A 24,016-nucleotide genomic window follows, 5' to 3' on the forward strand; every position below is an offset into this window, starting at 1 on the left:
GTGGTGCGGTACGGGTGGGGTGGGGGCCGGTGCGGTGACCGGAGGGGTGGCTTCGCTGCGGCCGCGCCGGCCGGTGGTGGCCGCTGCCGGGTGTGTCAGCGGGGCGTTGCGTGGGATGCGGGGGCCTCCTCGGGGCCGGGGCGGGAGGAGGCCGTGGGGTCGGGACCGGCGCCCTCCTCGTCTTCCTCCGCCGGCTCCGCCGCGAAGCCCGCGTAGACCTCGGGGCGGGTACGGCGCACCCGCCAGGCGAGGAAAAGTCCGAGGGCGAAGGCCAGCGGGACGGTGAGGACCAGGACGGCGTTGGTGGTGAAGGGTGCGCCGGTCATGAGGTCGATCTTGGCGATGACCAGCCAGAGGGCGAGCACCATCAGCACCGTGGCGGCGAGGGGGGTGATGACCGTACGCATCTTCCCCTCCTGGTGGCGCAGGCGGCGGAAGTAGCAGGGCACAGCCGCCGCGGTGATCGCCTGGAGGGCCAACAGGCCGAGCATTCCGGGGGTGTTCATCCAGAGGAGGAGCTGCTGGTAGGGGTCCATGCCGGCGACGGCGAAGCCGATGACGACGACGGCCGCGAGGACGCTCTGGGCGGCGCCGGCGAGGTAGGGGGAGCGGTGGCGCGGGTGGACCTTGCCGAGCGGGCCGGGGAGGACGCCTTCCTGGGCCATGGCCAGGCCGTAGCGGTTGATCGCGTTGTGGAAGGCGAGTTGGGAGGCGAGGATGCTGGTGATGATGAAGAGGTGCATCAGGTTGGCGGCCCAGGTGCCCACGTACTGCGTGGTGGCGGTGAAGAACAGGCCCGCCGGGTCGTGCAGGGCGGCCGCCACGATCTTGTCGCTGCCGTAGGCCTGGATGACGATCCAGATGGTGAAGGCGTAGAAGAGGCCGAGGAAGGCGACCGCGTAGTAGGTGGCGCGCGGGATGGTGCGGGCTGGGTTGCGGGCCTCGCGGCGGTAGATGGCGGTGGACTCGAAGCCGGTGAAGGCGGCGAAGGCGAAGGCGAGGACCACACCGGTGCCGGGGACCAGGACGTTGCCGGCCGTGAAGGAGTCCAGCGAGAGGCCGTGTGCGCCGCCGTGCAGCAGCACTCCCCCGGCGAGCAGGACGAGGATGCCGGTCTCGGCGACGAGCAGGACGCCCAGCACCTTGGCGCCGAAGTCGATGCTGCGGTAGCCGAGGTACCAGATGACCAGGACACCCGCGACGGCGATCGGCGGCCAGGGGACGTGGATGCCCCAGAAGGCCTGGAGGGCGTCCTGGGTGGCGGTGGCGAGCAGTCCGTAGACGCCGATCTGCATGCCGTTGTAAGCGAACAGCGCCACGGTTGCGGCGCCGAAGCCGGCCGGGCGGCCGAGGCCGCGGGTGATGAAGGCGTAGAAGCCGCCACCGTTGCGGACATGGCGGGCCATGGTGGTGAAGCCGACCGCGAAGAGGGCGAGGGTGGCGCCGGCCAGGACATAGCCGACGGGTGCGCCGACGCCGCCGGCGCCGATGGCGAGCGGGGAAGTGCCCGCCATGACGGTGAGCGGGGCGGCCGCCGAGATGACGAAGAAGGCGATATCGGCGACGCCGAGGGTGCCGCGGCGCAGCGTGGGGGCCTCGCCGGCGGCGGGTGGTGGTGCGGTCTGCTGCGCGCTCCCGTTGCGGGACTCGGACTCTACGGCCATGACTCGGTGCCCTTCTGCGGACGGAGAGAGGGAGAGAGGCGGCGGCTCGGCACGTACGGGGTGGCGACGGCAGCGTGACCGCTCGAAAAACCTAAAGGCTTTCGGTTTTTTGGGAAGGTACCCCTCGCCGTACGATTCGGGAAGACCCTGCGGCGGGGTCGGTCGGGAGGGGACACCATGGGGCGGCCGCGCAAGGCCCTGCTGGACAAGGAGCGCATCGGTGCGACGGCGCTCGAACTCGTCGACGAGAAGGGCGACTTCAGCGTCCCGGAGGTCGCCCGCAGGCTCGGGGTGCAGACCGCGTCGGTGTATCACCATGTGGACGGCCGGGCGGGGGTCGTCGAGCTGCTGCGGGAGCGCGTCACCGATGCGATCGACCCGGGCACATTGGGTGACGCCCGCTGGGACATCGCGCTGGAGGCCTGGGCGCGCTCGTACCGGGCCGCGTTCGCCGCGCACCCGCGGGCGATCCCGATGCTGATGACGTCGCCGATCCGGGCCCCGAGGGCGCTGGCGCAGTACGACCGGGTGGCCGGGCTGCTGCTGGACGCCGGCTTCGCCCCGGCCGCCGTGATGGCCGTCATCACGGGCCTGGACAACATCGTGCTGGGTTCGGCGCTGGACATGTCGGCGCCGGAGCCGATGTGGGAGGTCTCCGCGGACGTCGGCGCGCCGCGGCTGGCCGCGGCCCAGGAGGCGACCGGCCCGGACCGCGCCGATCACGCCTTCGATCTGACGCTGACCGGGTTCCTCGCGCACTGCCGGGGGCTACTGGAGGCGTGAACGGGGCGGCCGGCCCGCGCGGGCCGGCCCTGGCCGGTCAGCCCTTGCAGATCCGCCCGCGCAGGTCAGCCCGCGCAGGCCCACCCCGGCCGGTCAGCCCTCGTAGAACAGCTCCTCCACCACGCCCCGCGCCCGCCGGGTGATCCGCCGGTAGTCGTCGAGCATGTCCCCGACGTGGCCCTCCTCGTAGCCGAGGTAGCGGCCGACCGCCGCCAGCTCCCGGCCGTCCACCGGGAAGGTGTCGCCGGGCCGGCCACGCACCAGCATCACCGCATTGCGCACCCGCGCCGCCAGCACCCAGGCCTCGTCCAGGGTCTGGGCGTCCTCGGTGGCGATCAGCTCGGCGGCGTGCGCGGCGGCCAGTGCCTCGCGGGTACGGGTCGTGCGCAGCCCGGGGATCTCCCAGCCGTGGCGCATCTGGAACAGCTGGACGGTCCACTCGACATCGCTCAGACCGCCGCGCCCCAGTTTGGCGTGGGTGGTCGGGTCGGCGCCCCGCGGCAGCCGCTCGGACTCCATGCGGGCCTTGAGCCGGCGGATCTCGCGTACCGCGTCGTCACCCAGCCCCTCGGCCGGATAGCGCAGCGGATCGACGAGGTCGATGAAGCGCCGGCCCAGGTCGGCCTCGCCCGCGACCGGTTCGGCCCGCAGCAGCGCCTGCGCCTCCCACACCAGCGACCAGCGGCGGTAGTAGGCCGCGTACGAGGCGAGGGTACGCACCAGCGGGCCCGACCGGCCCTCCGGGCGCAGGTCCGCGTCGATGAGCAACGGCGGGTCGGCGGAGGGGAGTTGGAGCAGCCGTCGCATTTCGTTGGCGATGGCCTGGGCGGCCTTGGCGGCCTCCTGTTCGTCCGCGCCCTCGCGGGGTTCGTGGACGAAGAGCACATCGGCGTCCGAGCCGTAGCTCAGCTCATGGCCGCCGAACCTGCCCATGCCGATGACGGCGAAGCGGGTGGGCAGGGTGTCGCCCCACTGCTCGCGGACGGCGGCGCGCAGCGCACCGGCGAGGGTGGCGGCGTTGAGGTCGGAGACCGCGGAGCCGACGGCGTCGATGGCGTGGCCATGGTCCGCCTCGGCCGGCTTGCCCTCCGTGCCGTACGCGCCGATCACATCGGCGGCGGCGGTCCGGAACAGCTCGCGGCGGCGCACCCCGCGGGCCACCGCGACCGCCGACTCGGCGCCGTCCGCGCGCCCGACGGCGGCCAGCACCTCCTGCTCCAGGGCGGACCGGCTGCGTGGCTTGAGTCCGTCGGTGGCGCCCAGGAGCGCGACCGCCTCCGGGGCGCGCAGCAGCAGATCGGGGGCGAGCCGCCCGGCGGACAGCACCCGGGCGAGGTTCTCGGCGGCCGCACCCTCGTCGCGCAGCAGCCGCAGATACCACGGCGTCTTGCCCAACGCGTCCGAAACCTTACGGAAGTTGAGCAGTCCCGCGTCCGGATCGGCGGAATCCGCGAACCACGCGAGCAGTACCGGCAGCAGCGTCCGCTGGATCGCGGCCTTACGGGTCACACCGGACGCCAGCGCCTCCAGGTGGCGCAGTGCGGCGATTGGATCGGCGTACCCGAGGGCTTCCAGGCGGTGGCCGGCGGCCTTTGCGGACAAGCGTGCTTCGCCGGGCTCCAGATGGGCGACGGCATCGAGCAGAGGGCGGTAGAAAAGCTTCTCATGCAGTCGGCGCACTTCCCTGGCGTGCCACTTCCACTCCTTGCGGAGGGTGTCGACGGGCTCTGTAAACAAGCCCAATGAGCGGGCCAGGCGCCGCAGATCCGTTTCTTCCTCGGGCATCAGATGCGTACGGCGCATCCGGAAGAGCTGGATGCGGTGTTCCAGGGAACGCAGAAAGCGGTAGGCGGTGTCCAGCGCGGCGGCGTCCTGGCGCCCGACATAGCCGCCGGCCGCCAGCGCGGCCAGGGCGTCCAGGGTGCTGGCGCTGCGCAGCGTGGGATCCATGCGGCCGTGCACCAACTGGAGGAGCTGCACGGCGAATTCGACATCGCGCAGCCCGCCGGGGCCGAGCTTGAGTTCGCGCTCGACGCGGTCGGCGGGGATGTTCTCGACGACGCGGCGGCGCATCTGCCGCACATCCACGACGAAGTTCTCCCGCTCGGCGGCCTGCCAGACCATCGGCGACAGCGCATCGACGTACGCCTGCCCCAGGTCCAGGTCCCCGGCCATCGGGCGGGCCTTGAGCAGCGCCTGGAACTCCCAGGTCTTGGCCCAGCGCTGGTAGTAGGCGAGGTGGCTGCTGAGGGTGCGCACCAGCGGGCCGTTGCGGCCCTCGGGGCGGAGGTTGGCGTCCACCGGCCAGATCGTGCCCTCGGCGGTGACGTCCGAGCAGAGCCGCATCATGCGGGAGGCGAGCCGGGTGGCGGCCTGCAGCGCCTTGGCCTCGTCGACGCCCTCCTTCCCCTCCGCGACGAAGATGACGTCCACATCGGAGACATAGTTCAGCTCGCGGGCGCCGCATTTGCCCATGCCGATGACGGCCAGCCGGGAGACCGCCGCATCGCCGGGGGCCTCCTCGTAGCTGATCTGGAGGGCGGCCCGTATGGTGGCGGTGGCCAGGTCCGCCAGCTCCGCCGCGGCCTCGGCGACATCGGTCGTACCGCAGACATCGCGGGCCACGATGCCCAGCAGGCACCGGCGGTAGGCGACGCGCAGCGCGTCCGCGCGCGAGCGGCCCTCGCCCCGTTCGCCCCAGATGCCCTCCGCGAGCGCCTGCTCGAACTCGGGAGTGGTGGGATGCAGATCGACGGACTCGTAGGTGGCCAGCGAGCGCCAGTCGTCGGGATGCCGCGCGAGGTGATCGGCCAGCGCCTCGGACGCGCCCATCACCCCCAGCAGCCGGTCGCGCAGCGGCTTGGCCGCCGCCAGCGTGCTCAGCAGCTCCTGGTGCGCGTCGGTGCCGACGGCCTCCACCAGGCGGGCCAGGCCCAGCAGCGCCAGATCGGGGTCCGCGGTGCCGCCGAGCGCCTCCAGCAGCACCGAGTCCTCCCGTACGGAGGAGAACTCTGGGGTGTCGAGCAGCCGCCCGGCCGCCGAGGGGTCGGTGAAACCGTGCCTCAGCAGCCGGGTGAACATGCTGCTCCGCCGTCCCTGCGGAGCGGGAAGTGCCATGGTCCAGCCTCTCGGTGGCGCGGTGGCTCAAAGCACCGGCGGCATCATGCGCAGGGATGGATTCATGCCCTGGATTACCTGAGAAGACTCTACCGGGGCGGCTTCTGGCCAGTAGTCGGGCGGTTTCCGTGGGACGGCGCCCCCTGGGCGGACCGGGCGTGGCGCTCACCGAGCGGCCGGTGGAAAAGTCGCGGCTTGGCGGAAAAGCGCGGGCCGGCAGCGACGCGAGCGGGGGAATCGCATTACTGCCGGCCGGGTACGGGAAATTCCGTACCCGTGAGTGCCCCCCGAATACCGATTTCAGGCACTGGGCCGGGCGGAAGAGGAGGAACCGTGCGGGCGCATCGCCCTCCTCTTCCGCCCGGCCCGAGCCCGTGCGGGATATCCGTCACGCACAGAGGAGGACGATGACGCCGGTGCAGTCGTCACCGCCGCCGCCATGGTTGCCGCCGCTCTTACCGCTGCTGTGACTGCTGTCCTTGCTCCAGGTGGCTTCCCAGCCGCTGTCGTGCTTTCCGGAGCCGCTCTCCTCGTACTTTCCGGAGCCGCGGTCGTGCTCCCCGGCCGGGCTCGACTGGGTCGTCCTGTCCTTCATGCCCTCGTGAGAGGCGGGCGTCGCGGCCGCGGCGGATGCGGCCGTCGCCGCCCCTGTTGCAAGAGCGATGCCCAGGGCAACGCTGACCGCGAATATTCGGGAAACGGATTTCTTCGGGTGATTCCTCGGCGATGTGTTCATGAAATCACCATGTACGCCCCTGCGGTTGTTTTCGCCCGGAGCGCAGCCAATTGGGTGAGTCACGCGGAATCCGATGAATCGGCTTACAGCACAGGCAGCATCTTCCGCAGCTCGAAGGCGGTGACCTCGGAGCGGTACTCCTCCCACTCCTGCTTCTTGTTGCGCAGGAAGAAGTCGAAGACATGCTCGCCGAGGGTCTCGGCGACCAGTTCGCTGCGCTCCATCAGCTCGATGGCCTCGCCGAGGTTCTGCGGCAGCGGCTCGATGCCCATCGCGCGGCGCTCGGAGTCGGACAACGCCCAGACGTCGTCGTCGGCGCCGGCCGGGAGCTCGTAGCCCTCCTCGATGCCCTTGAGGCCGGCCGCGAGCAGCACCGCGTACGTCAGATACGGGTTGGCGCCGGAGTCGATCGAGCGGACCTCGACCCGGGTCGAGCCCATCTTGCCGGGCTTGTACATCGGGACGCGGATCAGCGCGGAGCGGTTGTTGTGGCCCCAGCAGATGTACGAGGGGGCCTCGCCGCCGGCGCCCGCGGTGCGGTTGGCGCCGCCCCAGATGCGCTTGTAGGAGTTGACCCACTGGTTGGTGACCGCGGAGATCTCGCCCGCGTGCCGCAGCAGACCGGCGATGAAGGAACGTCCCACCTTGGAGAGCTGGTACTCCGAGCCGGACTCGTGGAAGGCGTTACGGTCGCCCTCGAAGAGGGAGAGGTGGGTGTGCATGCCGGAGCCGGGGTATTCGGAGAACGGCTTGGGCATGAAGGTGGCCTGGACGCCCTGCTCCAGCGCGACCTGCTTCATGACCAGGCGGAAGGTCATGATGTTGTCGGCGGTCGAGAGCGCGTCCGCGTAGCGCAGATCGATCTCCTGCTGGCCGGGGGCGCCCTCGTGGTGGCTGAACTCCACCGAGATGCCCATCGACTCCAGCATCGTGATCGCCTGGCGGCGGAAGTCCATGCCGACGTTCTGCGGGGTGTGGTCGAAGTATCCGGAGGAGTCGCCGGGGGTGGGCCGCTGGCCGTCCACGGGCTTGTCCTTGAGCAGGAAGAACTCGATCTCGGGGTGGGTGTAGAAGGTGAACCCGAGGTCGGAGGTCTTGGCCAGGATCCGCTTGAGGACGTAGCGCGGGTCGGCGTACGACGGGGAGCCGTCGGGCATCAGGATGTCGCAGAACATCCGGGCGGTGCCGGGGGCCTCGGCGCGCCAGGGCAGGATCTGGAAGGTGCCGGGATCCGGCTTGGCGATCATGTCGGATTCATAGACCCGGGCGAATCCCTCGATGGCCGAGCCGTCGAAGCCGATGCCCTCGTCGAAGGCCTGCTCCAGCTCCGCAGGGGCCACCGCCACCGACTTCAAAAAGCCCAGCACGTCGGTGAACCACAGCCGGACGAAGCGAATATCGCGCTCTTCCAGAGTCCGGAGCACAAACTCCTGCTGCTTGTCCATGGTTCACCAATCCTTGCAGGTCAATCGGCCTGTCCACGTGCGTGGGATCACGCGGCGTGGCACACCAGTATCACGTGAGGGGGTTACCGTCACATTACGCACCCTTGGCCTGAAGCAGAACCGCCGGTCCGTGACCCTCGCCCCGATCCTTCCCGCAGTGGGCAGAGTCAGCGCGGCCGGGGGCGGCAAACGGGGGGCTTGGCACAGTCTTGAGGTACCGCTGGGGCTGCATTGACCGGGAATTGAAGGGACCGTGTCATCGCATTCCTACTCTGGGACGGATTCCACTGGGCGGCCCGGACAGGGGGACACGGGGAATGGGACAGGGATTCCAGACCAACCCGGATGCGATTTTCCACTGTGCATCCGGCACCGAGCAGCAGCACGAAGCCGTCCCGCGGATCGCGCGGGCACTGGAGCATGTGGAGATCCCCTCGGGAGCCTTCGGCCATCTGCCGGAGTCCGACGAGCTGCACAACGCGTACAAGGAGCACGCCGCCGCGGCGCAGCAGGACATCCATGACATCGCCGAGCTGCTCCAGGGAGCGGCTCAGGCCCTGCGGCACATGGCGGGCAGCTACGTCGCCAACGAGTACGCCCTTCAGGCGGGCTTCGGCGGGAGCGGCGGGGGTGCGCCCGCATGACGGTCTCGGACGCGTACACCTGGGTGAACAAGGAGATCGAGAAGCTTCCGGAGATCCCGGAGATCCACAACAGCGCGGAGCACGGCATCGACGCCGGGCTCGACGACGCCATCCGGTGGTTCCTGGACAAGATCGGGCTCTGGGACGAGCTCGAGAAGCTCACCGGCATGCCGACGCAGCTCACCGCCGCCGCACAGGAGTGGCGCGCGCAGGCCGACACGCTGCACAAGGTGGCCGAGGGCCTGCGGCAGGCCGCACGCCCGCTGCCCGAGCACTGGGAGGGCGATGCCTCCGACGGCTTCGGCCGCGGCATGGGCAAGATCGTCGAGGCAGTGGACGGCACCGCCAAGGAGATGGGCGAGGTCGCCAAGATCCTCAGCCAGGCCGCCGCGGAGTGCAAGTTCGCCGAGGACGCCGTCGTCGAGATCATCCGCGAGGCCGTCGAGTGGGCGGCGATGACCCTGGCCGCGATGGTGGTCACCGACATCCTGACGCTCGGCCTGGCCACGGTGGTGGACGGGCTGGTGGCGGAGGCGGAGGTGGCGGTCTTCCTTGCGCGGGTGGAGAGGGTCTCCGTCAAGCTGGCCGAGACGCTGCGCAAACTGATGGCAGCCGTCCGGAAGTTCAAGGCCGGAAAGAAGACCTGGGCGGCGTTCAAGGAGGCGAAGACGGCCGCCGGCGCGCTGCGCAAGGCGGGCGGCCCCATGGGCGAGGGCGCCTACCGCTCCAAGGACTGGTGGGCGCACCACATGGTGACCGGGCAGATCGCCAAACACGGCTCCAAGCCCCTCATCGGCGCCGCCACCGGCCTCACCGGCGACTTCAGCACCCCGGCCAAGGATACGGTCAAGCACTTCGGCAAGGAGGAGGTGAGGGACCTGGAGGGCGAGGGCCCAAAGACCCCGAAGCCCTACCGCGTGCCCAAGGGCAGCATCGAGGACACCTTCGGCTGAGCGCCGGGCAGACAGAGAGACAGAGCAGGCACAGAGTGACAGACATGCACCCCACCCCCGTGGTCCCGGAGCGGGAGACCTGGCTCCTCCCGCACTCCACCGCTCATCTGCGGCCGGGCGAAACGCTGCAGGGCGCGCTGCCGGTGAGGCTGGACGTACTGGCTCCGGAAGGCATTCCGAAGCGCTACCGCACGGCCAAGCCTCAGGCGGAGGAGAAGTCGGGGTTCAAGGGATGGCAGCGGATCTTCCTGCCCGTGGCCTTCGTGATGTGGCTGTGTGCCCTTCCCGCCGGGCTGGTGGAGGAGGGGTGGAGCCAGACCTGGCGCGGTATCCGCCGGATCTTCCGGGGGCGCGTGCGGGAGGGCGGCTGGGACAGCACGGCGGGCTGGTTCGTCATCACCACGCGCACCGGCCCCATGGACAGCCTCGGCCACAGGCACGAGAAGATCTCGCTGGCCTGCACCGACCAGCGGCTGTTGCTGCTGAGCACTCCCGCGTGGCCGGAACGGGAAGCGGCGCAGTTGCTCGGTGAGCTGCCCCGCGGGGGGTACGGCCTGCGGCGCGAGCCGCATCCCCCGCGCCACAAGGACCGGGTGGACATCGCCTTCCCCGACGGCTCATGGCTTGCCCTCGAGGTGAGCCGCGAGCACGTCCCCTGGCTCACCGGTCTGCTCTCGAAGGATCAGGGCTGAGGTCCAGTACGGCACGGGCGACCGACTCCGGTGCATCGGCCATGACAAGGTGGCCGGCCGGGGCGGCGACCGTGCAGCGGCCGCCCAGCTCGGCGGCGAGGGCTCGCTGGCGTTCCAGCCAGCGCAGGTCGCGGGCGGTCTCGCCGCCGTCGTATGCCGCCAGGACCGCGACCGGTACGGCGGGCAGCGGGTGGCCGGGCCGCAGGGCGGCCAGTTCGGCGGCCTGGTAGGGGTAGGTCGCGTTCTCCAGGATGCAGGCGCGCAGCACCCGGCTGGTGCGGTATCCGGCGCGCTCCCACGGGTGCGGCGGGTGGCTGCCGACGGTGGAGGCGCGGCCGATCAGGCGGCGGGCGGCGGGGCCGAGGGCGCGGGGCACTCCGGCGGCGGACAGGGTGGTGGCGAGGCCGGATGCCCAGGCCGTACGGACCGCGCGGGGCAGCAGGGGGCGCGGGTCCTCCTCGATGCTGGCGTCGACCAGGACGAGGCCGGCGCAGCGGTGCGGGTACAGCCGGGCGAATGCCTCGGCGTGGAAGCCGGCGAGGGAATGGCCGACGACGGTGGCCGGGCCGAAGTGGCCGACGGCGTCCAGGACGTGGGCTATCCGGTCGGCCTCGGCGATGAGGGTGGGCGGCACCGGCGCCGGGGCGCTCAGGCCCAGGCCGGGGCGGTCGAAGCGGATGACGGTGCGGTGCGGGGCGAGCAGGGCGGCGACCTCGTCCCAGTCGAACCAGGCCATGCCGAGGCCCCCGCTGAGGATGCAGGGCGGGCCGCTGCCCTCGGTGAGCAGATGCAGGGGGATGCCGTCGACGGTGCGGATGCGGCCGGGGGCGCGTACGGGGCGTGGGGTCATGGGCGGGCCTCCCGCTTCGGTTTCCTGGGTTCGTTATGCCCGGCCGTCCGGGCCACGCACCCGGCCAGCAGCGCGAGGTAGAGGGCGACCAGCAGGACCTGGAGGCGCTGGCCGGCGCCGAGTGCCCAGGTGCCCCGGCCCGCGGTGAACGCCGCGACCGAGGCCAGCGTCCAGAGCGTGGCGGCGAGTTCGGCCAGGACGAGCGGCGGGCCGAAGCGGGCGAGCGCCGGCCGGCGGTCGTCACGGCGGGCCGCGAAGGTGAGCAGCACCAGGGCGGCCAGGGCACCCAGCAGGGCGAGGGAACTGCTGATGGCGTGTGCCGTGTGGGTGGCCGGGACCAGGCCCGCGGTCTCCCGGGCGGCGCACGCCGGGTCGCTGGTCGGCGCGCAGCTCAGCGGGAGGCGGGAGTCGAGGGCGGTGGCGGCGCCGAAGAGGGCGAGCGCGGACCAGCCCGCCGTTGTCCACGGGCCGCGCTCCAGGGTGGCCAGGGCGGCCACGGCACCGGCCAGCACCAGCAGTCCGGCCGCCAGGTCGGTGGCGCGGAAGAGCCCGCCGAGCGGCTGATCGGCGGCGGCCAGCTCGCTGACGTACGCCTGCACGGGGTCGATCCCGGTGGCGAGGACCACTTCCAGGACCCAGGCCGTGTATGCGGCGGCCCCGAGGAGCAGCAGGGCGGCCGCCGCCCGGCGGCGGACGGGGACGGTGCGGGTCGGGGACACGGACATCCTGGTGATCGGATCGGGTGGACCCGGCCGGTCGGTCGGAGCGCCGGGCGCGCGAGAAGCGTGGGAAGGCCAAGGATAGGCGGGTGGTCTACGGCAATGCGGTGATACGGGCGCACAGCGCTACGGGCGGACCGGCACGCCGGAGCGAGGCGGCCCGACAGGTGGACTCGATACCCCCGGGGGGTAAATCGCGGGGAGTCTGACGCCCCGGCGCGAGAGGTCCGCGTGACGCCGCCCGCGTTCGGCACCCGGCGGCCGGACACGAGGAGACCGTCCTGCTCGCAGCGCTGTGCGTCCGTCTGCCGCCCGGCCTGCGGTCGTTCCCGCCACCGCCCCGCCACCCACCCCTCGCCCAACTGTCGGTGCCGCGCGTCCAGGAGCGGGCACAGGGCGCCGACACCGCACGCGTTCACCCCGGCGCGCTCCGCCACCGCCCTCCTCACCTTCGACACCTACACCGACACCGACACGAGGTAACCCACCCATGCGTACGCCTTCGCCATCTCCCCGGCCCGATTCTTCCCAGTCCTCGTCCCGCTCCCGCCGCACCGTGCTCGGCGCGGGTGTGGCCGTCGCGGGCGGCAGCCTGCTGGCCGCCTGTTCCGGCGGCCGCTCCGGCGCCCCCGGCGGCATGGACGGGGTGGCCGACGGCAAGAACGGAGGTCGCCACGACGGCGCCCCGGACGGCTATGTCAGCCCCGACGGCCCGGAGGTCATCGCGGCCGAGAAGGAGCGCGGCACGGACGGCACCGTACGGAAGTTCACGTTCACCGCCACGCCCACCCTGCAGGACCTGGGCGGCCGCACCGTCAGCACCTGGGTGTACGGCGGCGAGCTGCCCGGCAAGCCGATCCGGGTCACCGCGGGCGACACGCTCCAGATGACCCTCGCCAACCACCTCCCGCATTCCACGACCGTGCACTGGCACGGGTTTCGGCTGCGCAACGACATGGACGGCGTGCCCGGCATCACTCAGCGCCCCATCCTGCCCGGCGCGTCCTTCACCTACCGGTTCATCGCGGGGCACCCCGGCACGTACTGGATGCATCCGCACACCGGGGTGCAGATCGACCGCGGGCTGTACGCACCGGTCATCGTCGACGACCCCAAAGAGCCGCTCAGTTACGACAAGGAGTGGATCGTGATGCTGGACGACTGGGTCGACGGGGTGGACGGCAGCACCCCGGACGCGGTGCTGGCGCAGCTGCACGAGGGCCGCTCCGAGAGCACGGGCCACGGCAGCATGGGCCACGACGACATGGGCGGGCCCGAGCTGCCCGGCATCGGGCCGTCGCGCCTGCTGAGGGGCGCCACGAGCAAGCTGCTGGGCGGCCACGCCGGCGATGTGGCCCACCCGTACCACCTCATCAACGGCAGCACCCCCCAGGACCCGCGGGTCTTCCAGGCCAAGCCCGGCGACCGGATCCGGATCCGGTTCATCAACGCGGGCGGCGAAACCTCCTACCGCGTCGCGCTGGGCGGTCACCGTATGACCATCACCCACACCGACGGCTACCCCGTCCGGCACGCCACCACCGACGCCCTGCTGATCGGCATGGCCGAGCGCTACGACGTCCTGGTCACCGCCGGGGACGGCGCCTTCCCGCTCACCGCGCTCGCCGAGGGCAAGAACCGCACCGCGCTGGCCGTACTGCGCACCGGCGGCGGCGCGGCGCCCGGCCCGGACGCCCGCCCCGAGAACCTCGACGGCAAGCTGCTGACCGCGCACGACCTGAAGGCCGACGAGTCCGTACAGCTGCCGTCCCAGGGCGCCGACCGCACCCTGCGCTTCCACCTCACCGGATCGATGAAGAAGTACAACTGGGCGTTCAACCACAAGCCGTACACGCCGTCCCAGCGCTACCCCATCGAGGCCGGTGAGCGGGTACGGCTGTCGTTCCACAACCGCACCCGGATGTATCACCCGGTCCATCTGCACGGGCACACCTTCGCGCTGGGCGAGGGCGGTGCGCTCAAGGACACGACGATCGTGGTGCCCCACAGCACCGTGAACGTCGAGTTCGATGCCGACAACCCGGGTCTGTGGATGCTGCACTGCCACAACATCTACCACTCGGAGTCGGGGATGATGACGATCCTGGGCTATCGGAAGAAGTAGGCCGGGCAGGGGAGGCCGGACGTGGGACGTCCAGCCTCCCCCTCGGACACCCCGCCCCCCTTTGCGTCACTCAGACGATTAGAGTCAACTACACTGATCCCGTGGCCCAACTTCGTCTCGCCCTCAACCAGATCGACTCCTGCGTCGGCGATATCGCCGGGAACGCCGGGACGATCGTGCACTGGACGCGGCACGCCGCCGACCAGGGCGCGCACCTCGTCGCCTTCCCCGAGATGGCGCTGACCGGCTACCCCGTCGAGGACCTCGCGCTGCGCTCGTCCTTCGTCGAGGCGAGCCGCGCCGCACTGCGCTCGCTGGCCGGCCGGCTGGCCGCCGAGGGGCTGGGCGAACTCCCGGTGATCGTCGGCTATCTCGACCGCTGCGCACAGGACGAGCGGCGCTACGGGCGGCCGGCCGGTGCCCCGCAGAACGCCGCCGCCGTACTCCACCGCGGCGAGGTCGCCCTGACCTTCGCCAAGCACCACCTCCCCAACTACGGCGTCTTCGACGAGTTCCGGTACTTCGTCCCCGGCGACACGCTGCCCGTCGTCCGGGTGCACGGCGTCGATGTCGCCCTCGCCATCTGCGAGGACCTGTGGCAGGAGGGCGGCCGGGTCCCGGCGGCACGCAGCGCGGGCGCCGGGCTGCTGGTCTCCCTCAACGCCTCGCCGTACGAGCGGGACAAGGACGACACCCGGCTGGAGCTGGTGCGCAAGCGGGCCCAGGAGGCCGGCTGCACCACCGCCTATCTGGCGATGATCGGCGGGCAGGACGAGCTGGTCTTCGACGGCGACTCCATCGTGGTCGACAAGGACGGCGGGGTGATCGCGCGGGCACCTCAGTTCGCGGAGGGCTGTGTCCTGGTCGACCTCGAACTCCCGGACGCGGCGCCCGAGGCGCCCTCCGGCGTCCTGGACGACGGCCTGCGCGTCGACCATGCCGTCCTGACCCCCGACCCGCTGCCGCCGTACGCCCCCGAGACGCTCGGCGGCGAGGCGGAACGGCTCGGCGACATCGAGGAGATCTACACCGCGCTGGTCGTCGGGCTGCGCGCTTATGTCGCCAAGAACGGCTTCAACAGCGTCGTCATCGGGCTGTCCGGCGGCATCGACTCCGCGCTGGTCGCCGCGATCGCCTGTGACGCGCTGGGCCCGGCGCACGTCCACGCCGTCGCGATGCCCTCCCGCTACTCGTCGGACCACTCCCTCACCGACGCCGCCGACCTCGCGCGCCGTACCGGCCTCGCCTTCCGTACGGTGCCGATCGGCCCGATGTTCGACTCGTACATGGAGGCGCTGGGGCTGACCGGCCTCGCCGAGGAGAACCTCCAGTCGCGGCTGCGCGGTACGACGCTGATGGCGATCTCCAACCAGGAGGGCCACCTCGTCCTCGCGCCGGGCAACAAGTCCGAGCTGGCGTGCGGCTATTCGACGCTCTACGGCGACTCGGTAGGCGCGTACGGGCCGATCAAAGACGTCTACAAGACCGTCATCTTCCAGCTCGCCCACTGGCGCAACCAGGCGGCCGCCGACCGCGGCCAGACCCCGCCGATCCCGGAGAACACCCTCACCAAGCCCCCGAGCGCCGAACTGCGCCCCGGCCAGGTGGACACCGATTCGCTGCCCGACTACGCCGTCCTCGACCGCGTCCTGGAGCTGTATGTCGACCGCGACCAGGGCCGCGAGGAGATCGTGGCGCAGGGCTTCGACGAGGAACTGGTGACCCGGGTGCTGCGGATGGTCGACCACGCCGAGTACAAGCGGCGCCAGTACCCGCCGGGCACCAAGATCTCCGCCAAGGGTTTCGGCAAGGACCGGCGGCTGCCGATCACGAACCAGTGGCGGGAGGGGGCCTAGGGACGGGCCGAGGAGGCGGGCGAACGCATCCCCGGGGCACGTCCCGCTGCCCAGGCCCCGTGGCCTACCCGGCGACGTCCGCGGTGTGCGTCTCGGTGAAGTCCGCGGTGAGTGTGGTGCGCGGGATACTGATGACCGCGTCGTAGGCGTCCAGGGCCGGGACCGGGATGAAGGCGTTGTCCATCCGGGTACGGACCGGCTCGGGGAGGCCGTGCCGCCGGGCGTGTTCGCGCAGCGCGCGGGTGTCCACCAGTGACGGTGCCTCCGGTACGCCCGCGAACAGCGCTTCCACGCTGTCGGGTGCCGCTTCGGGGGCGTCCGCCCGGCCGCAGCTCATCCCGGCGGGGTGCGTCGGGTCGGGCCGGTTCGCCACGGTGACGCCGCCGTCGCTGGTCAGGGCCACGGACACATAGTCCGCCCCGAGCGCCCGGGCAACCGCCAGCCCCATGGGCGTACGGGCGAGCTGCCCGCCCTCGGGGTTGGCGGTGCGCTGGATGTGGGCATTGTGCGCGGCAACCACGATCCGGGTGCCGGGAGCGGACCGGTCGAGCAGGTCCAGCAGTGAATCGGCGAGGTAGCGGTCGCGGGATGCGAGGTCGGCGATGTCGGGCACGCCGCCGAGGAGTTCGGCCATGGCGCGCTGCATCTGGTCGGTGCGCCAGGCCGCCCGGACGTCCGACAGGGCGGTCGCGTAGGCCTCTTGGCCGCGGTGCGCGACGTAGAGCTCGCGCATGACGGTGATGCGGTTCAGCAGTCGGCTGAGCGCGGCGGTGAGGCGGTCCTGGACCGCGGGGTCCAGGGCGAGGCGGGCGTAGGCGGGGGCCATGCCCGAGCCGCCCGCGATCGGCTCGGACAGTTCCAGGGCGGCATGTACGTAGCGCACCGCGCCGGGGTCGACGGCGCTCAGATAGTCGGCGACCGGCTCCAGTGCGGGCGCCAGCGAGCCGCCGGCCGCCGGGACGTCGAGGCCCGCGAAGCGGACCGGGTGTGGCGCGGTGGCGTTGTGGCGGCGCAGCCACCGCAGGGTGTCGCGGCCCTCCGCGGACTGGCCGGCGTACCCGTCGGGCCGGGGCGTGAGCAGTGCGTCGAGGTCGCCGGGGCCGGCCTGGACCCAGGCGTCGACGGCCCGGCCGGAGGCGACCCCGAACTCCGTGCCGTAGACGGTGAAGCCGCACTCCTGAACGAGGAAGCGCAGGATACGGCCGCGGAGCAGCCCGAACTCGCGGATTTGGTGGGAGTTCTCGCCGAGCGCGACCACCCGTGCGCCACCCATGAGGCGGCGCAGCGGCTCCAGGTCGTCGAGCGGGGCGTCGGGGTCGAGGCCGGCAAGGCGGGTGGCGTTGCGCGCGGTCCACTCGGCGAGGGGGTGGGGGTGGGGGTGCCGACTGCTCATGATCGGGAGCCTAGCAATGGGCAGGTGCAGCAAGGGAGTTGAGGGTTCAGGCGCCGCCGTCGGTCCTGCACGCGGAGACGTCGGTCCCGTACGCGGACTGGAAGGCCAGTCTGTGGTCGGCGTTGGCGGCCAGGCCGTCGAGGGCGTCGTCGAGGGTGAGGAAGGCCTCCCAGGGCTGTTGTCCCCCGGCTTCGGCGATCCGCTGGACGAGCAGGTTCTCGAGGTCCGCGACCCGCTTGCCCTTCCAGATCTTGTCGGCGAGGCTCACCAGCAGGTCGTCCACGCCGGTGTCCGGCGCCGTCCAGGAGGCGTGGGTGCGGGCGAAGCGGGCGAGTTGGGGCGCGACGCCGTGGGCGAGCAGCAGCGCGTGGCCGGCCTCCTCGTGGGCGGAGCCGGGGCCGGAGAGTTCGGCGGGGTGCAGGGTCTTGCCGATGTCGTGGGTGGCGGCGCCGAAGAGTACGGCCGTGCGCCGGAAGGGCAGTTGGGGGTGGACGCGCTCGGCCCAGTCGCAGAGCCTGGCCGCGACGTCATGGACCGCACGCAGATGGGCGGCCAGCCGGGGCGGGGCGTTCAGGGTGTGCAGCAGGGCGGCCACGCGGTCCGGCAGGGGGCGCAGGGCGAGGCCGTCGGGCGGGGGCGCGGTCAGGGCGCGGTGCAGGGCGGTGGGCGGCATGGGGACACCGTAGGCCGGGTGGGGCCCACGGTGTCCGGGGTTGAGCGGTTGGGGGATACGGGGTTCGGGGCTACGGGATCAGCCGAGTTCGGCCGGTGCGGGGGCCGGTTCATGGGAGCGGGCCACGACGCGGGACGGGTTGTGGGAGTCGCGGTCCAGGAGGCCGGCGACCACGGCGATGACCAGGCCCACGGCGGCCAGGACGGCGCCCACCAGGGTGGGGGACGTCCAGCCCCAGCCGGCCGCGAGGGCCAGGCCGCCGACCCAGGCGCCGCCCGCGTTGGCGAGGTTGAAGGCGGACTGGTTGGAGGCAGCGGCCAGGGTCGGGGCCTGGTGGGCCTTGTTCATGACCAGCATCTGGAGGGGCGTGGTGGTCAGGAAGCCGATGGCGCCGATGAGAACGACGGTGACCATGGCGGCCCACTTCACCTGGGCGGTGAAGTGGAAGGCCGTGAGGGCGAGGGCGAGGCCGGCCAGGGAGCCGTACAAGGTCGGGCGCAGGGCGCGGTCGGTGAGCGGGCCCGCGGCCAGCGCGCCGAGGGTCATGCCGATGCCGAAGAGGGCGAGGACGAGGGTGACCGAGGTCTCGGAGAAGCCGGTCACCTTGGTCATCATCGAGGCGAGGTAGCTGTAGACGGCGAAGATGCCGGCGAAGCCGAAGACGGTGGTCAGCAGGCCCAGGACCACCTGGCGGTTGCCGAGGGCGCGGAGTTCGCGGGCCAGACCGGTGCGTTCCTCGGCCGGCAGCGTCGGGATCAGCCGGGCCAGGGAGGCCATGGCGGCGACGCCGACGGCGGCCACGACGAGGAAGGTGGCGCGCCAGCCGAGGTGCTGGCCGAGCAGGGTCGCGGCGGGGACGCCGACGATGTTGGCGATGGTCAGGCCGAGGAACATGGTGGCCACCGCGCGCGCCTGGCGGCCCTCGCGCACCAGCCGGGCCGCGACCACGGCGCCGACGCCGAAGAACGCGCCGTGCGGCAGGCCGGCCAGGAGGCGGCCGGCGATCAGCAGGCCGAAGGTGGGGGCGAGGGCGGAGGCGAGGTTGCCCACCGTGAAGACCGCCATCAGCAGGACGAGCATCCGCTTGCGGGGGATGCGGGAGCCGAGGGCGGTCAGCAGCGGGGCGCCGATGACGACGCCGAGGGCGTAGGCCGAGACGAGGTAGCCGGCGGTGGGCACCGAGGTGCCCAGATCGTCCGCGACATTGGGCAGCAGGCCCATCATCACGAATTCCGTGGTGCCGATTCCGAAGGCCGAGATCGCGAGAGCGAGCAGAGCCAAGGGCATGTGGACCTGGACCTTTCAGGGGTGGGTGCGCGCGTGCGGGCGCGCGGGGCGAGACCTTAAGTTCGTTTACGGAACAAAGTCTCGCAGATCCAGTATTCCGGCGCGAAAACGGCAGGTGACAAGCCCGGGAGGAGAGGGGGTCGGGAGGTGACGGGCCCGCCACCGGCTTCCTCCGAGGATGCCCCGCCCTTTAGGGGGTGGGGGGTACCTCCCGCTTGCGGGGGAGAAACGTATGCCTGCACCGCGTGCGGAACGGTATCCCCCAGGGACAAGAACTCCGCCCGCGTGATGTCCCCCAGCTACCGATGGGAGGCGCCCCCAGGTCCGGGCTGGTCTTCAACCCGGCACGTCAGATCTTGACCGATGCCGCCAGCGGAAGATGGTCACTGCCGGTGGCCTTCATCGTCCAGGCGGCGATGGGGTCGATCCCCTTCATCATGATCTGGTCGATCCGGGCCATCGGGAAGGCGGCGGGCCAGCTGAAGCCGAAGCCGTCGCCCGCGGCGCCCTGCGCGGAGCGCATCTGGGAGGTGACCGGGGCCAGCGAGCGGTCGTTCATGGTGCCGTTGAGGTCGCCGAGCAGGATCACCTTCTCCAGCGGGTCGGCGGCGATCGCCTCGCCCAGTGCCTCGGCGCTGCCGTCGCGCTGGTTGGCGGTGAAGCCCGCCTCGACCTTGACGCGTACGGACGGCAGATGCGCGGCGTAGATGCCGACCTTCCTGCCGTCGGCGGAGGTGACGGTGGCGCGCAGCGCGCGGGTCCAGCCCATCTTGATGTCCACCGGCCTGGCGTCGCTCAGCGGCAGCTTGCTCCACAGGCCGACGGTGCCCTCCACCGTGCGGTAGGGGTACGTCTTCGCCAGCTCACGCTTGTAGGTGGGCAGGGCGTCGGCGGTCAGCTCCTCCAGGGCCACCACATCGGCCTTGGAGTTGACGATGTCCTGTGCGGTGGCCGCCGGGTCGGGGTTGTCGGCGTTGACGTTGTGGGTGACGACGGTGAGATTGCCGCCGGTGCCCGCCTTGTCGGTGAGCTGCCCGCCGAAGAGGTTGAGCCATACGGCGAACGGCAGGACGAGGGCGACCAGCGCGGTCGCCGAGCGGCGCAGCACGGCGAGGACCAGGAGGAGGAGGGCGCCCAGGCCGAGCCACGGCAGGAAGGTTTCGAGCAGACTGCCCAGGTTTCCCAGGTCGTTGGGGATCCGGCCGTGCAGGAACATCAGCAGCCCGAGCAGTACGGCGAGCACCGCCAGCACGATGCCGCGGCGCCACATCCCGTCCGGGCGCCACCAGTTCCGCAGGCGTGCGGCCCGGGAAGCGGCCCGCTCGGGGCCCTGCCCCTGTCCCGGTTCCGTCATATATGCCTGCGCCATGTAGCTGTCCTCACTGCCTTGCTCTGCTGCGCCTCGCCTGTGGTCTCCGACCCTAGGCGATGGCCTTAATGCACGTTCTTAGAACCGCGCTGCGCCGTGCGGCCGCGCTTTCCCGCCAGTGAGGACGGCATGGCGGCGGGGCGGGGTTCCGCTCTGCGGGTACGTGACAGCGGCTGTGACAGAACAGGCATGGTCCGGTCATGTGGGACGGGACATTCCGGGTGTTCAACGCACCGGTGCGGCGGCGGGTTTCAGCCCGCCGCCCGTGGCACGGGCCGTACGCCTTCCAGCACCATGTCGACGATGTCCTCCGCCAGCCCTTCGGGGAGTTCCTTCCACTGGTGAAGGATGGCGCGCGCCAGCATCGGGCCGACGAAGAGGTCGGCGAGGGTCTCGACGTCGCGGTCGCTGCGGATCTCGCCGCTGGCCATGCCGCGCCGGAGCACCCGCAGCAGCGCCTCGTTACGGGCCCGTACGACCGTCTCGTGGTACTCCTCCCACAGCTCCGGATGCGCCTGGACATGGCTGACGACCGTGCGCAGCAGCGCGGAGTTGCGCTTGGCCAGTCCGCGGCGGCGCAGGAACTCCAGCAGGGAGACCAGGTCGTCGCGTACGGATGTGCCGTTCAGCGGCGGGGGCGGCGTGTCCAGGGACCGCATGACGTCGAGCATCAGCGCGTTCTTGCCGGACCAGCGGCGGTAGACCGTGGCCTTGCCCACACCCGCCTCACGGGCGATGCGCTCCATCGACAGTTCGCCGATGGCGGCGCCCTCCTCTATCAGCCGGAGTACGGCCTCGATGATGGCGGAGTCGGCCGCGGCGCTGCGCGGTCGGCCGCGGCGCTCGGGGACCACCGGGTCCGTTCGCGCACCGGCTGCCGCCGCCTCGGAGTCTCCCGCCGCCCGGCTCATCCCTGCACGCCCGCCTTCCGCTGTTCGGTGGGCTCCGCGTCCTGCGGGCCCGGTGCCATTTTGCCGGGCAGGAAGGCGGCGACGACCACGGCACCCACCACCGCCACGGAGGCCGAGCCGAGCGCGGTGACGTGCATGGCGTGCACAAAGGCGTCCTGCGCGGAGGTGACCAGATCCCGGCCGGCCGGGCCCAGGTGGCGGGCGAGGCCGAGGGTGGCCTCGATGGATTCGCCGGCCGCGTGGCGCGCGGCGGCCGGGATGCCGGGCAGCGCGCCGAGCTTGTCCGCGATGCCGTCGCGGTAGGTGGTGGACAGCAGCGAGCCGAGGACCGCGACGCCGAGGGTGCCGCCGACCTGCCGGAAGACGTTGTTGAGCGCGGAGCCGGAGCCGGCCTTCTCACGCGGCAGCGACTGCATGATCGCGACGGTGACCGGCGGCATGATGTGCGCCATTCCCGTGCCCTGGAGGAAGAACAGCACCTCGAGGATCCAGATCGGGGAGTCGGTGTCCAGCAGCAGCATGCCGGACATGGTGACCGCGATGGTCAGCATGCCGGTGGTGCACACCGCGCGGGCGCCGAAGCGGTCCACGGCGAGCCGGGCCCGCGGCGAGAAGATCAGCTGGGCGGCGGCCAGCGGCAGTATCAGCAGGCCGGCCTCGAGCGGGCTGTAGCCGCGCACGCTCTGTACGTAGAAGACGATGAAGAAGGTGACGCCCATCAGCGCGAAGAAGACCAGCGCGATGGCGCCGACGGCGGCCGAGAAGGCGGGCTTGCGGAAGTAGCCGATGTCGATCGACGGGTGGCTGCTGCGCTTCTGGTGCAGGACGAAGACGGTCAGTACGGCCAGGCCGGCGGCGATGGTGCCGAGCACCTGCGGGTCGGTGAAGTCGGCGATCTGGCCGCCCTTGATGATCCCGTAGACCAGCAGGACCAGGCCGACGACGGACAGCAGCACGCCGAACGGGTCCAGCCGGCCGGGGCTGGGGTCCTTGGAGTCGGGCACCAGGATCAGCATCACGACCAGCGCGAACAGCACGATCGGGACGTTGACCAGGAAGACCGAGCCCCACCAGAAGTGGTCCAGGAGCAGGCCGCCGGCGATCGGGCCGATCGCGATGGCCAGGCCGACGCCGCCCGCCCAGATGCCGATCGCCCTCGGCTGTTCCTCGCGCTCGAAGACGTTCATCAGGATGGCGAGGGTGGCGGGCATGACGAAGGCGCCGCCCAGGCCCATCATGGCGCGGAAGGCGATCAGCTCGGTGGGCGAGCCGGCCATCCCGGCGAGCACCGAGCCGAGGCCGAAGACCACCAGACCGGACAGCAGCACCTTCTTGCGGCCCAGACGGTCGCCGAGCAGGCCGGAGGTGAACAGCAGCCCGGCGAAGACGAGGGTGTAGGAGTTGATCGCCCACTCCAGCTCGCTCTGGGTGGCGCCGAGGCCGTGCGGGGCCGGGGTCGCGATGGTCTTCATCGCGACGTTGAGGATGGAGTTGTCCAGCACCACTATCAGCAGGCTGAGCATGAGGACGGACAGGATCGCCCAGCGGCGCCGGTGGATCCGGTCGGAGACCTGGCGCACGGGCGGCGCGCCGGGCGGGGTGGCGGAGGTGGTCATGAGACATACCCTACGCTTATTTCGATACGGACCCGTTCCGTATCGATGAAATTCACTTCCGGGTCGGCACCGCGCCGCCGATGTGTCGCCGACGGATCGATGAACGCGCAGGTCACAGCCCCGTCATACGCATGTCCCTACCACCCTTCCCCTCCGCGCGCCGCGCGTGCCAGCATGGAGGGGAGTCCGGGGACACCGTGAGGGTGCCTCGAGATGATGAACAGGAGCCGTCACCATGACGCAGCTTTCGCCTGCCGCAAAGCCGGTCGACAAGTCCCTGTACGGGGGAACGAGCTCGCGGCGCATCACGGTCCGTGACATCGCCGCAGCCAAGGAGCGCGGCGAGAAGTGGCCGATGCTCACCGCCTATGACGCGATGACCGCCTCCGTCTTCGACGAGGCCGGCATCCCCGTCCTGCTCGTGGGCGACTCGATGGGCAACTGCCACCTCGGCTACGAGTCCACCGTGCCGGTCACGATGGACGAGATCACCCTGCTGTCCGCCGCCGTCGTCCGCGGCACCAAGCGCGCCCTCGTCGTCGGCGACCTGCCGTTCGGCTCGTACCAGGAAGGGCCGGTGCAGGCGCTGCGCAACGCCACCCGGCTGGTCAAGGAAGCCGGGGTGGGCGCCGTCAAGCTGGAGGGCGGCGAGCGCTCCGCGCACCAGGTGGAGCTGCTGGTCTCGGCCGGCATCCCGGTGATGGCCCATGTCGGGCTGACCCCGCAGTCCGTCAACGCCTTCGGCGGCTACCCCGTCCAGGGCCGCGGCGAGGAGGCCGCCCAGCAGCTGCTGCGGGACGCCAAGGCGGTCCAGGACGCGGGCGCCTTCGCCGTCGTCCTGGAGGCCGTACCGGCGGAACTGGCCGCCGAGGTCACCCGCTCCCTGCACATCCCGACCGTCGGCATCGGGGCGGGCCTGGACTGCGATGCGCAGGTGCTGGTGTGGACCGACATGGCGGGGATGACGGCGGGGCGGGTGCCGAAGTTCGTCAAGAAGTACCTCGAGCTGCGCGAACTGCTCGGCGACGCCGCGAAGTCGTTCGCCGAAGAGGTGGTCTCGGGCGCGTTCCCCGCGGAGGCGCACACGTTCCACTGACGGCCGTGGCCCACGTCGGCCGACGTGGGTGACGGGCAGCTCATCCGCCGCCGACATCCGGTCGCTCCGGCTGTCGGCGGCCTGTCG

Annotated in this window: 19 protein-coding genes; 7 read left to right on the forward strand and 12 right to left on the reverse strand. The window is 71.6% G+C overall.

What is annotated here, in order from left to right; genetic code table 11:
• Positions 1-95: 95 nt before the first annotated feature.
• Positions 96-1,664, reverse strand: coding sequence for an APC family permease (locus AB0D04_RS01665; RefSeq protein WP_362698025.1), 1,569 nt, complete (start codon positions 1,662-1,664; stop codon positions 96-98).
• 177 nt (positions 1,665-1,841) lie between these two features.
• Between AB0D04_RS01665 and AB0D04_RS01670 the strand changes: the two genes are divergently transcribed.
• A complete protein-coding gene (locus AB0D04_RS01670; protein ID WP_362698028.1) occupies positions 1,842-2,447 on the forward strand; it encodes a TetR/AcrR family transcriptional regulator C-terminal domain-containing protein in 606 nt (201 codons plus the stop codon).
• Between the two features lie 93 nt (positions 2,448-2,540).
• Here AB0D04_RS01670 and AB0D04_RS01675 read toward each other — a convergent pair whose 3' ends face one another.
• From AB0D04_RS01675 to glnA, 3 genes are all read right to left on the reverse strand, one after another.
• Complete coding sequence (locus AB0D04_RS01675) at positions 2,541-5,564, reverse strand: bifunctional [glutamine synthetase] adenylyltransferase/[glutamine synthetase]-adenylyl-L-tyrosine phosphorylase (protein WP_362698031.1); 3,024 nt, start codon at positions 5,562-5,564, stop codon at positions 2,541-2,543.
• A 388-nt stretch (positions 5,565-5,952) separates the two neighbouring features.
• The gene (locus AB0D04_RS01680) at positions 5,953-6,300 is read right to left on the reverse strand and encodes a hypothetical protein (protein ID WP_362698033.1); all 348 of its coding nucleotides are present in this window, start codon (positions 6,298-6,300) and stop codon (positions 5,953-5,955) included.
• 83 nt (positions 6,301-6,383) lie between these two features.
• Positions 6,384-7,745 carry a type I glutamate--ammonia ligase gene (gene glnA / locus AB0D04_RS01685; protein ID WP_018090204.1) on the reverse strand — a complete coding sequence of 454 codons (1,362 nt, stop codon included), beginning with the start codon at positions 7,743-7,745 and terminating at the stop codon, positions 6,384-6,386.
• 317 nt (positions 7,746-8,062) lie between these two features.
• Here glnA and AB0D04_RS01690 point away from each other — a divergent pair, with 317 nt between their 5' ends.
• Genes AB0D04_RS01690 through AB0D04_RS01700 form a run of 3 tightly spaced genes read left to right on the forward strand, consistent with a single transcriptional unit; the run spans position 8,063 to position 10,034 of the window.
• Entirely contained in the window at positions 8,063-8,389 is a 327-nt protein-coding gene (locus AB0D04_RS01690) for a hypothetical protein (protein WP_362698036.1), read from the forward strand.
• The gene (locus AB0D04_RS01695; RefSeq protein WP_362698039.1) at positions 8,386-9,342 is read left to right on the forward strand and encodes a WXG100 family type VII secretion target; all 957 of its coding nucleotides are present in this window, start codon (positions 8,386-8,388) and stop codon (positions 9,340-9,342) included. Before AB0D04_RS01690 ends, AB0D04_RS01695 begins: the two co-directional genes overlap by 4 nt.
• A 44-nt stretch (positions 9,343-9,386) precedes the next feature.
• Positions 9,387-10,034 carry a hypothetical protein gene (locus AB0D04_RS01700; RefSeq protein WP_362698042.1) on the forward strand — a complete coding sequence of 216 codons (648 nt, stop codon included), beginning with the start codon at positions 9,387-9,389 and terminating at the stop codon, positions 10,032-10,034.
• Here AB0D04_RS01700 and AB0D04_RS01705 read toward each other — a convergent pair.
• Together AB0D04_RS01705 and AB0D04_RS01710 are read right to left on the reverse strand one after the other, a co-directional pair.
• Positions 10,003-10,884, reverse strand: coding sequence for an alpha/beta hydrolase (locus tag AB0D04_RS01705; protein ID WP_362698045.1), 882 nt, complete (start codon positions 10,882-10,884; stop codon positions 10,003-10,005). The genes AB0D04_RS01700 and AB0D04_RS01705 overlap by 32 nt on opposite strands.
• Complete coding sequence (locus AB0D04_RS01710; RefSeq protein ID WP_362698048.1) at positions 10,881-11,609, reverse strand: DUF998 domain-containing protein; 729 nt, start codon at positions 11,607-11,609, stop codon at positions 10,881-10,883. Before AB0D04_RS01710 ends, AB0D04_RS01705 begins: the two co-directional genes overlap by 4 nt.
• Before the next feature lie 484 nt (positions 11,610-12,093).
• On the opposite strand from AB0D04_RS01710, the gene AB0D04_RS01715 reads away from it, so the two are divergent.
• Both AB0D04_RS01715 and AB0D04_RS01720 read left to right on the forward strand, forming a co-directional pair.
• The gene (locus AB0D04_RS01715) at positions 12,094-13,728 is read left to right on the forward strand and encodes a multicopper oxidase family protein (protein WP_362698051.1); all 1,635 of its coding nucleotides are present in this window, start codon (positions 12,094-12,096) and stop codon (positions 13,726-13,728) included.
• Positions 13,729-13,829: 101 nt separating this feature from the next.
• Positions 13,830-15,584 carry an NAD+ synthase gene (locus AB0D04_RS01720; RefSeq protein WP_362698054.1) on the forward strand — a complete coding sequence of 585 codons (1,755 nt, stop codon included), beginning with the start codon at positions 13,830-13,832 and terminating at the stop codon, positions 15,582-15,584.
• A gap of 64 nt (positions 15,585-15,648) precedes the next feature.
• On the opposite strand, the gene AB0D04_RS01725 is transcribed toward AB0D04_RS01720, so the two are convergent.
• From AB0D04_RS01725 to AB0D04_RS01750, 6 genes are all read right to left on the reverse strand, one after another.
• Entirely contained in the window at positions 15,649-16,977 is a 1,329-nt protein-coding gene (locus AB0D04_RS01725; RefSeq protein WP_362698057.1) for an erythromycin esterase family protein, read from the reverse strand.
• 46 nt (positions 16,978-17,023) lie between these two features.
• On the reverse strand, positions 17,024-17,650 hold the full coding sequence (locus tag AB0D04_RS01730; protein WP_362698059.1) for a phosphohydrolase: 627 nt from the start codon (positions 17,648-17,650) through the stop codon (positions 17,024-17,026).
• A gap of 78 nt (positions 17,651-17,728) precedes the next feature.
• A complete protein-coding gene (locus AB0D04_RS01735) occupies positions 17,729-18,937 on the reverse strand; it encodes an MFS transporter (protein WP_362698061.1) in 1,209 nt (402 codons plus the stop codon).
• 349 nt (positions 18,938-19,286) lie between these two features.
• Complete coding sequence (locus tag AB0D04_RS01740; protein ID WP_362698064.1) at positions 19,287-20,306, reverse strand: endonuclease/exonuclease/phosphatase family protein; 1,020 nt, start codon at positions 20,304-20,306, stop codon at positions 19,287-19,289.
• A gap of 251 nt (positions 20,307-20,557) precedes the next feature.
• On the reverse strand, positions 20,558-21,217 hold the full coding sequence (locus tag AB0D04_RS01745; protein WP_362698067.1) for a TetR/AcrR family transcriptional regulator: 660 nt from the start codon (positions 21,215-21,217) through the stop codon (positions 20,558-20,560).
• Complete coding sequence (locus AB0D04_RS01750; RefSeq protein WP_362698070.1) at positions 21,214-22,833, reverse strand: MFS transporter; 1,620 nt, start codon at positions 22,831-22,833, stop codon at positions 21,214-21,216. Before AB0D04_RS01750 ends, AB0D04_RS01745 begins: the two co-directional genes overlap by 4 nt.
• A gap of 235 nt (positions 22,834-23,068) precedes the next feature.
• On the opposite strand from AB0D04_RS01750, the gene panB reads away from it, so the two are divergent.
• Positions 23,069-23,929, forward strand: a complete 861-nt coding sequence (panB, locus tag AB0D04_RS01755) for a 3-methyl-2-oxobutanoate hydroxymethyltransferase (protein ID WP_362698073.1) — start codon at positions 23,069-23,071, stop codon at positions 23,927-23,929.
• The last annotated feature ends 87 nt before the right edge of the window (positions 23,930-24,016 follow it).

Origin of the sequence: Streptomyces sp. NPDC048483 (genome assembly GCF_040651455.1) — a bacterium.
Lineage (GTDB): Bacteria > Actinomycetota > Actinomycetes > Streptomycetales > Streptomycetaceae > Streptomyces.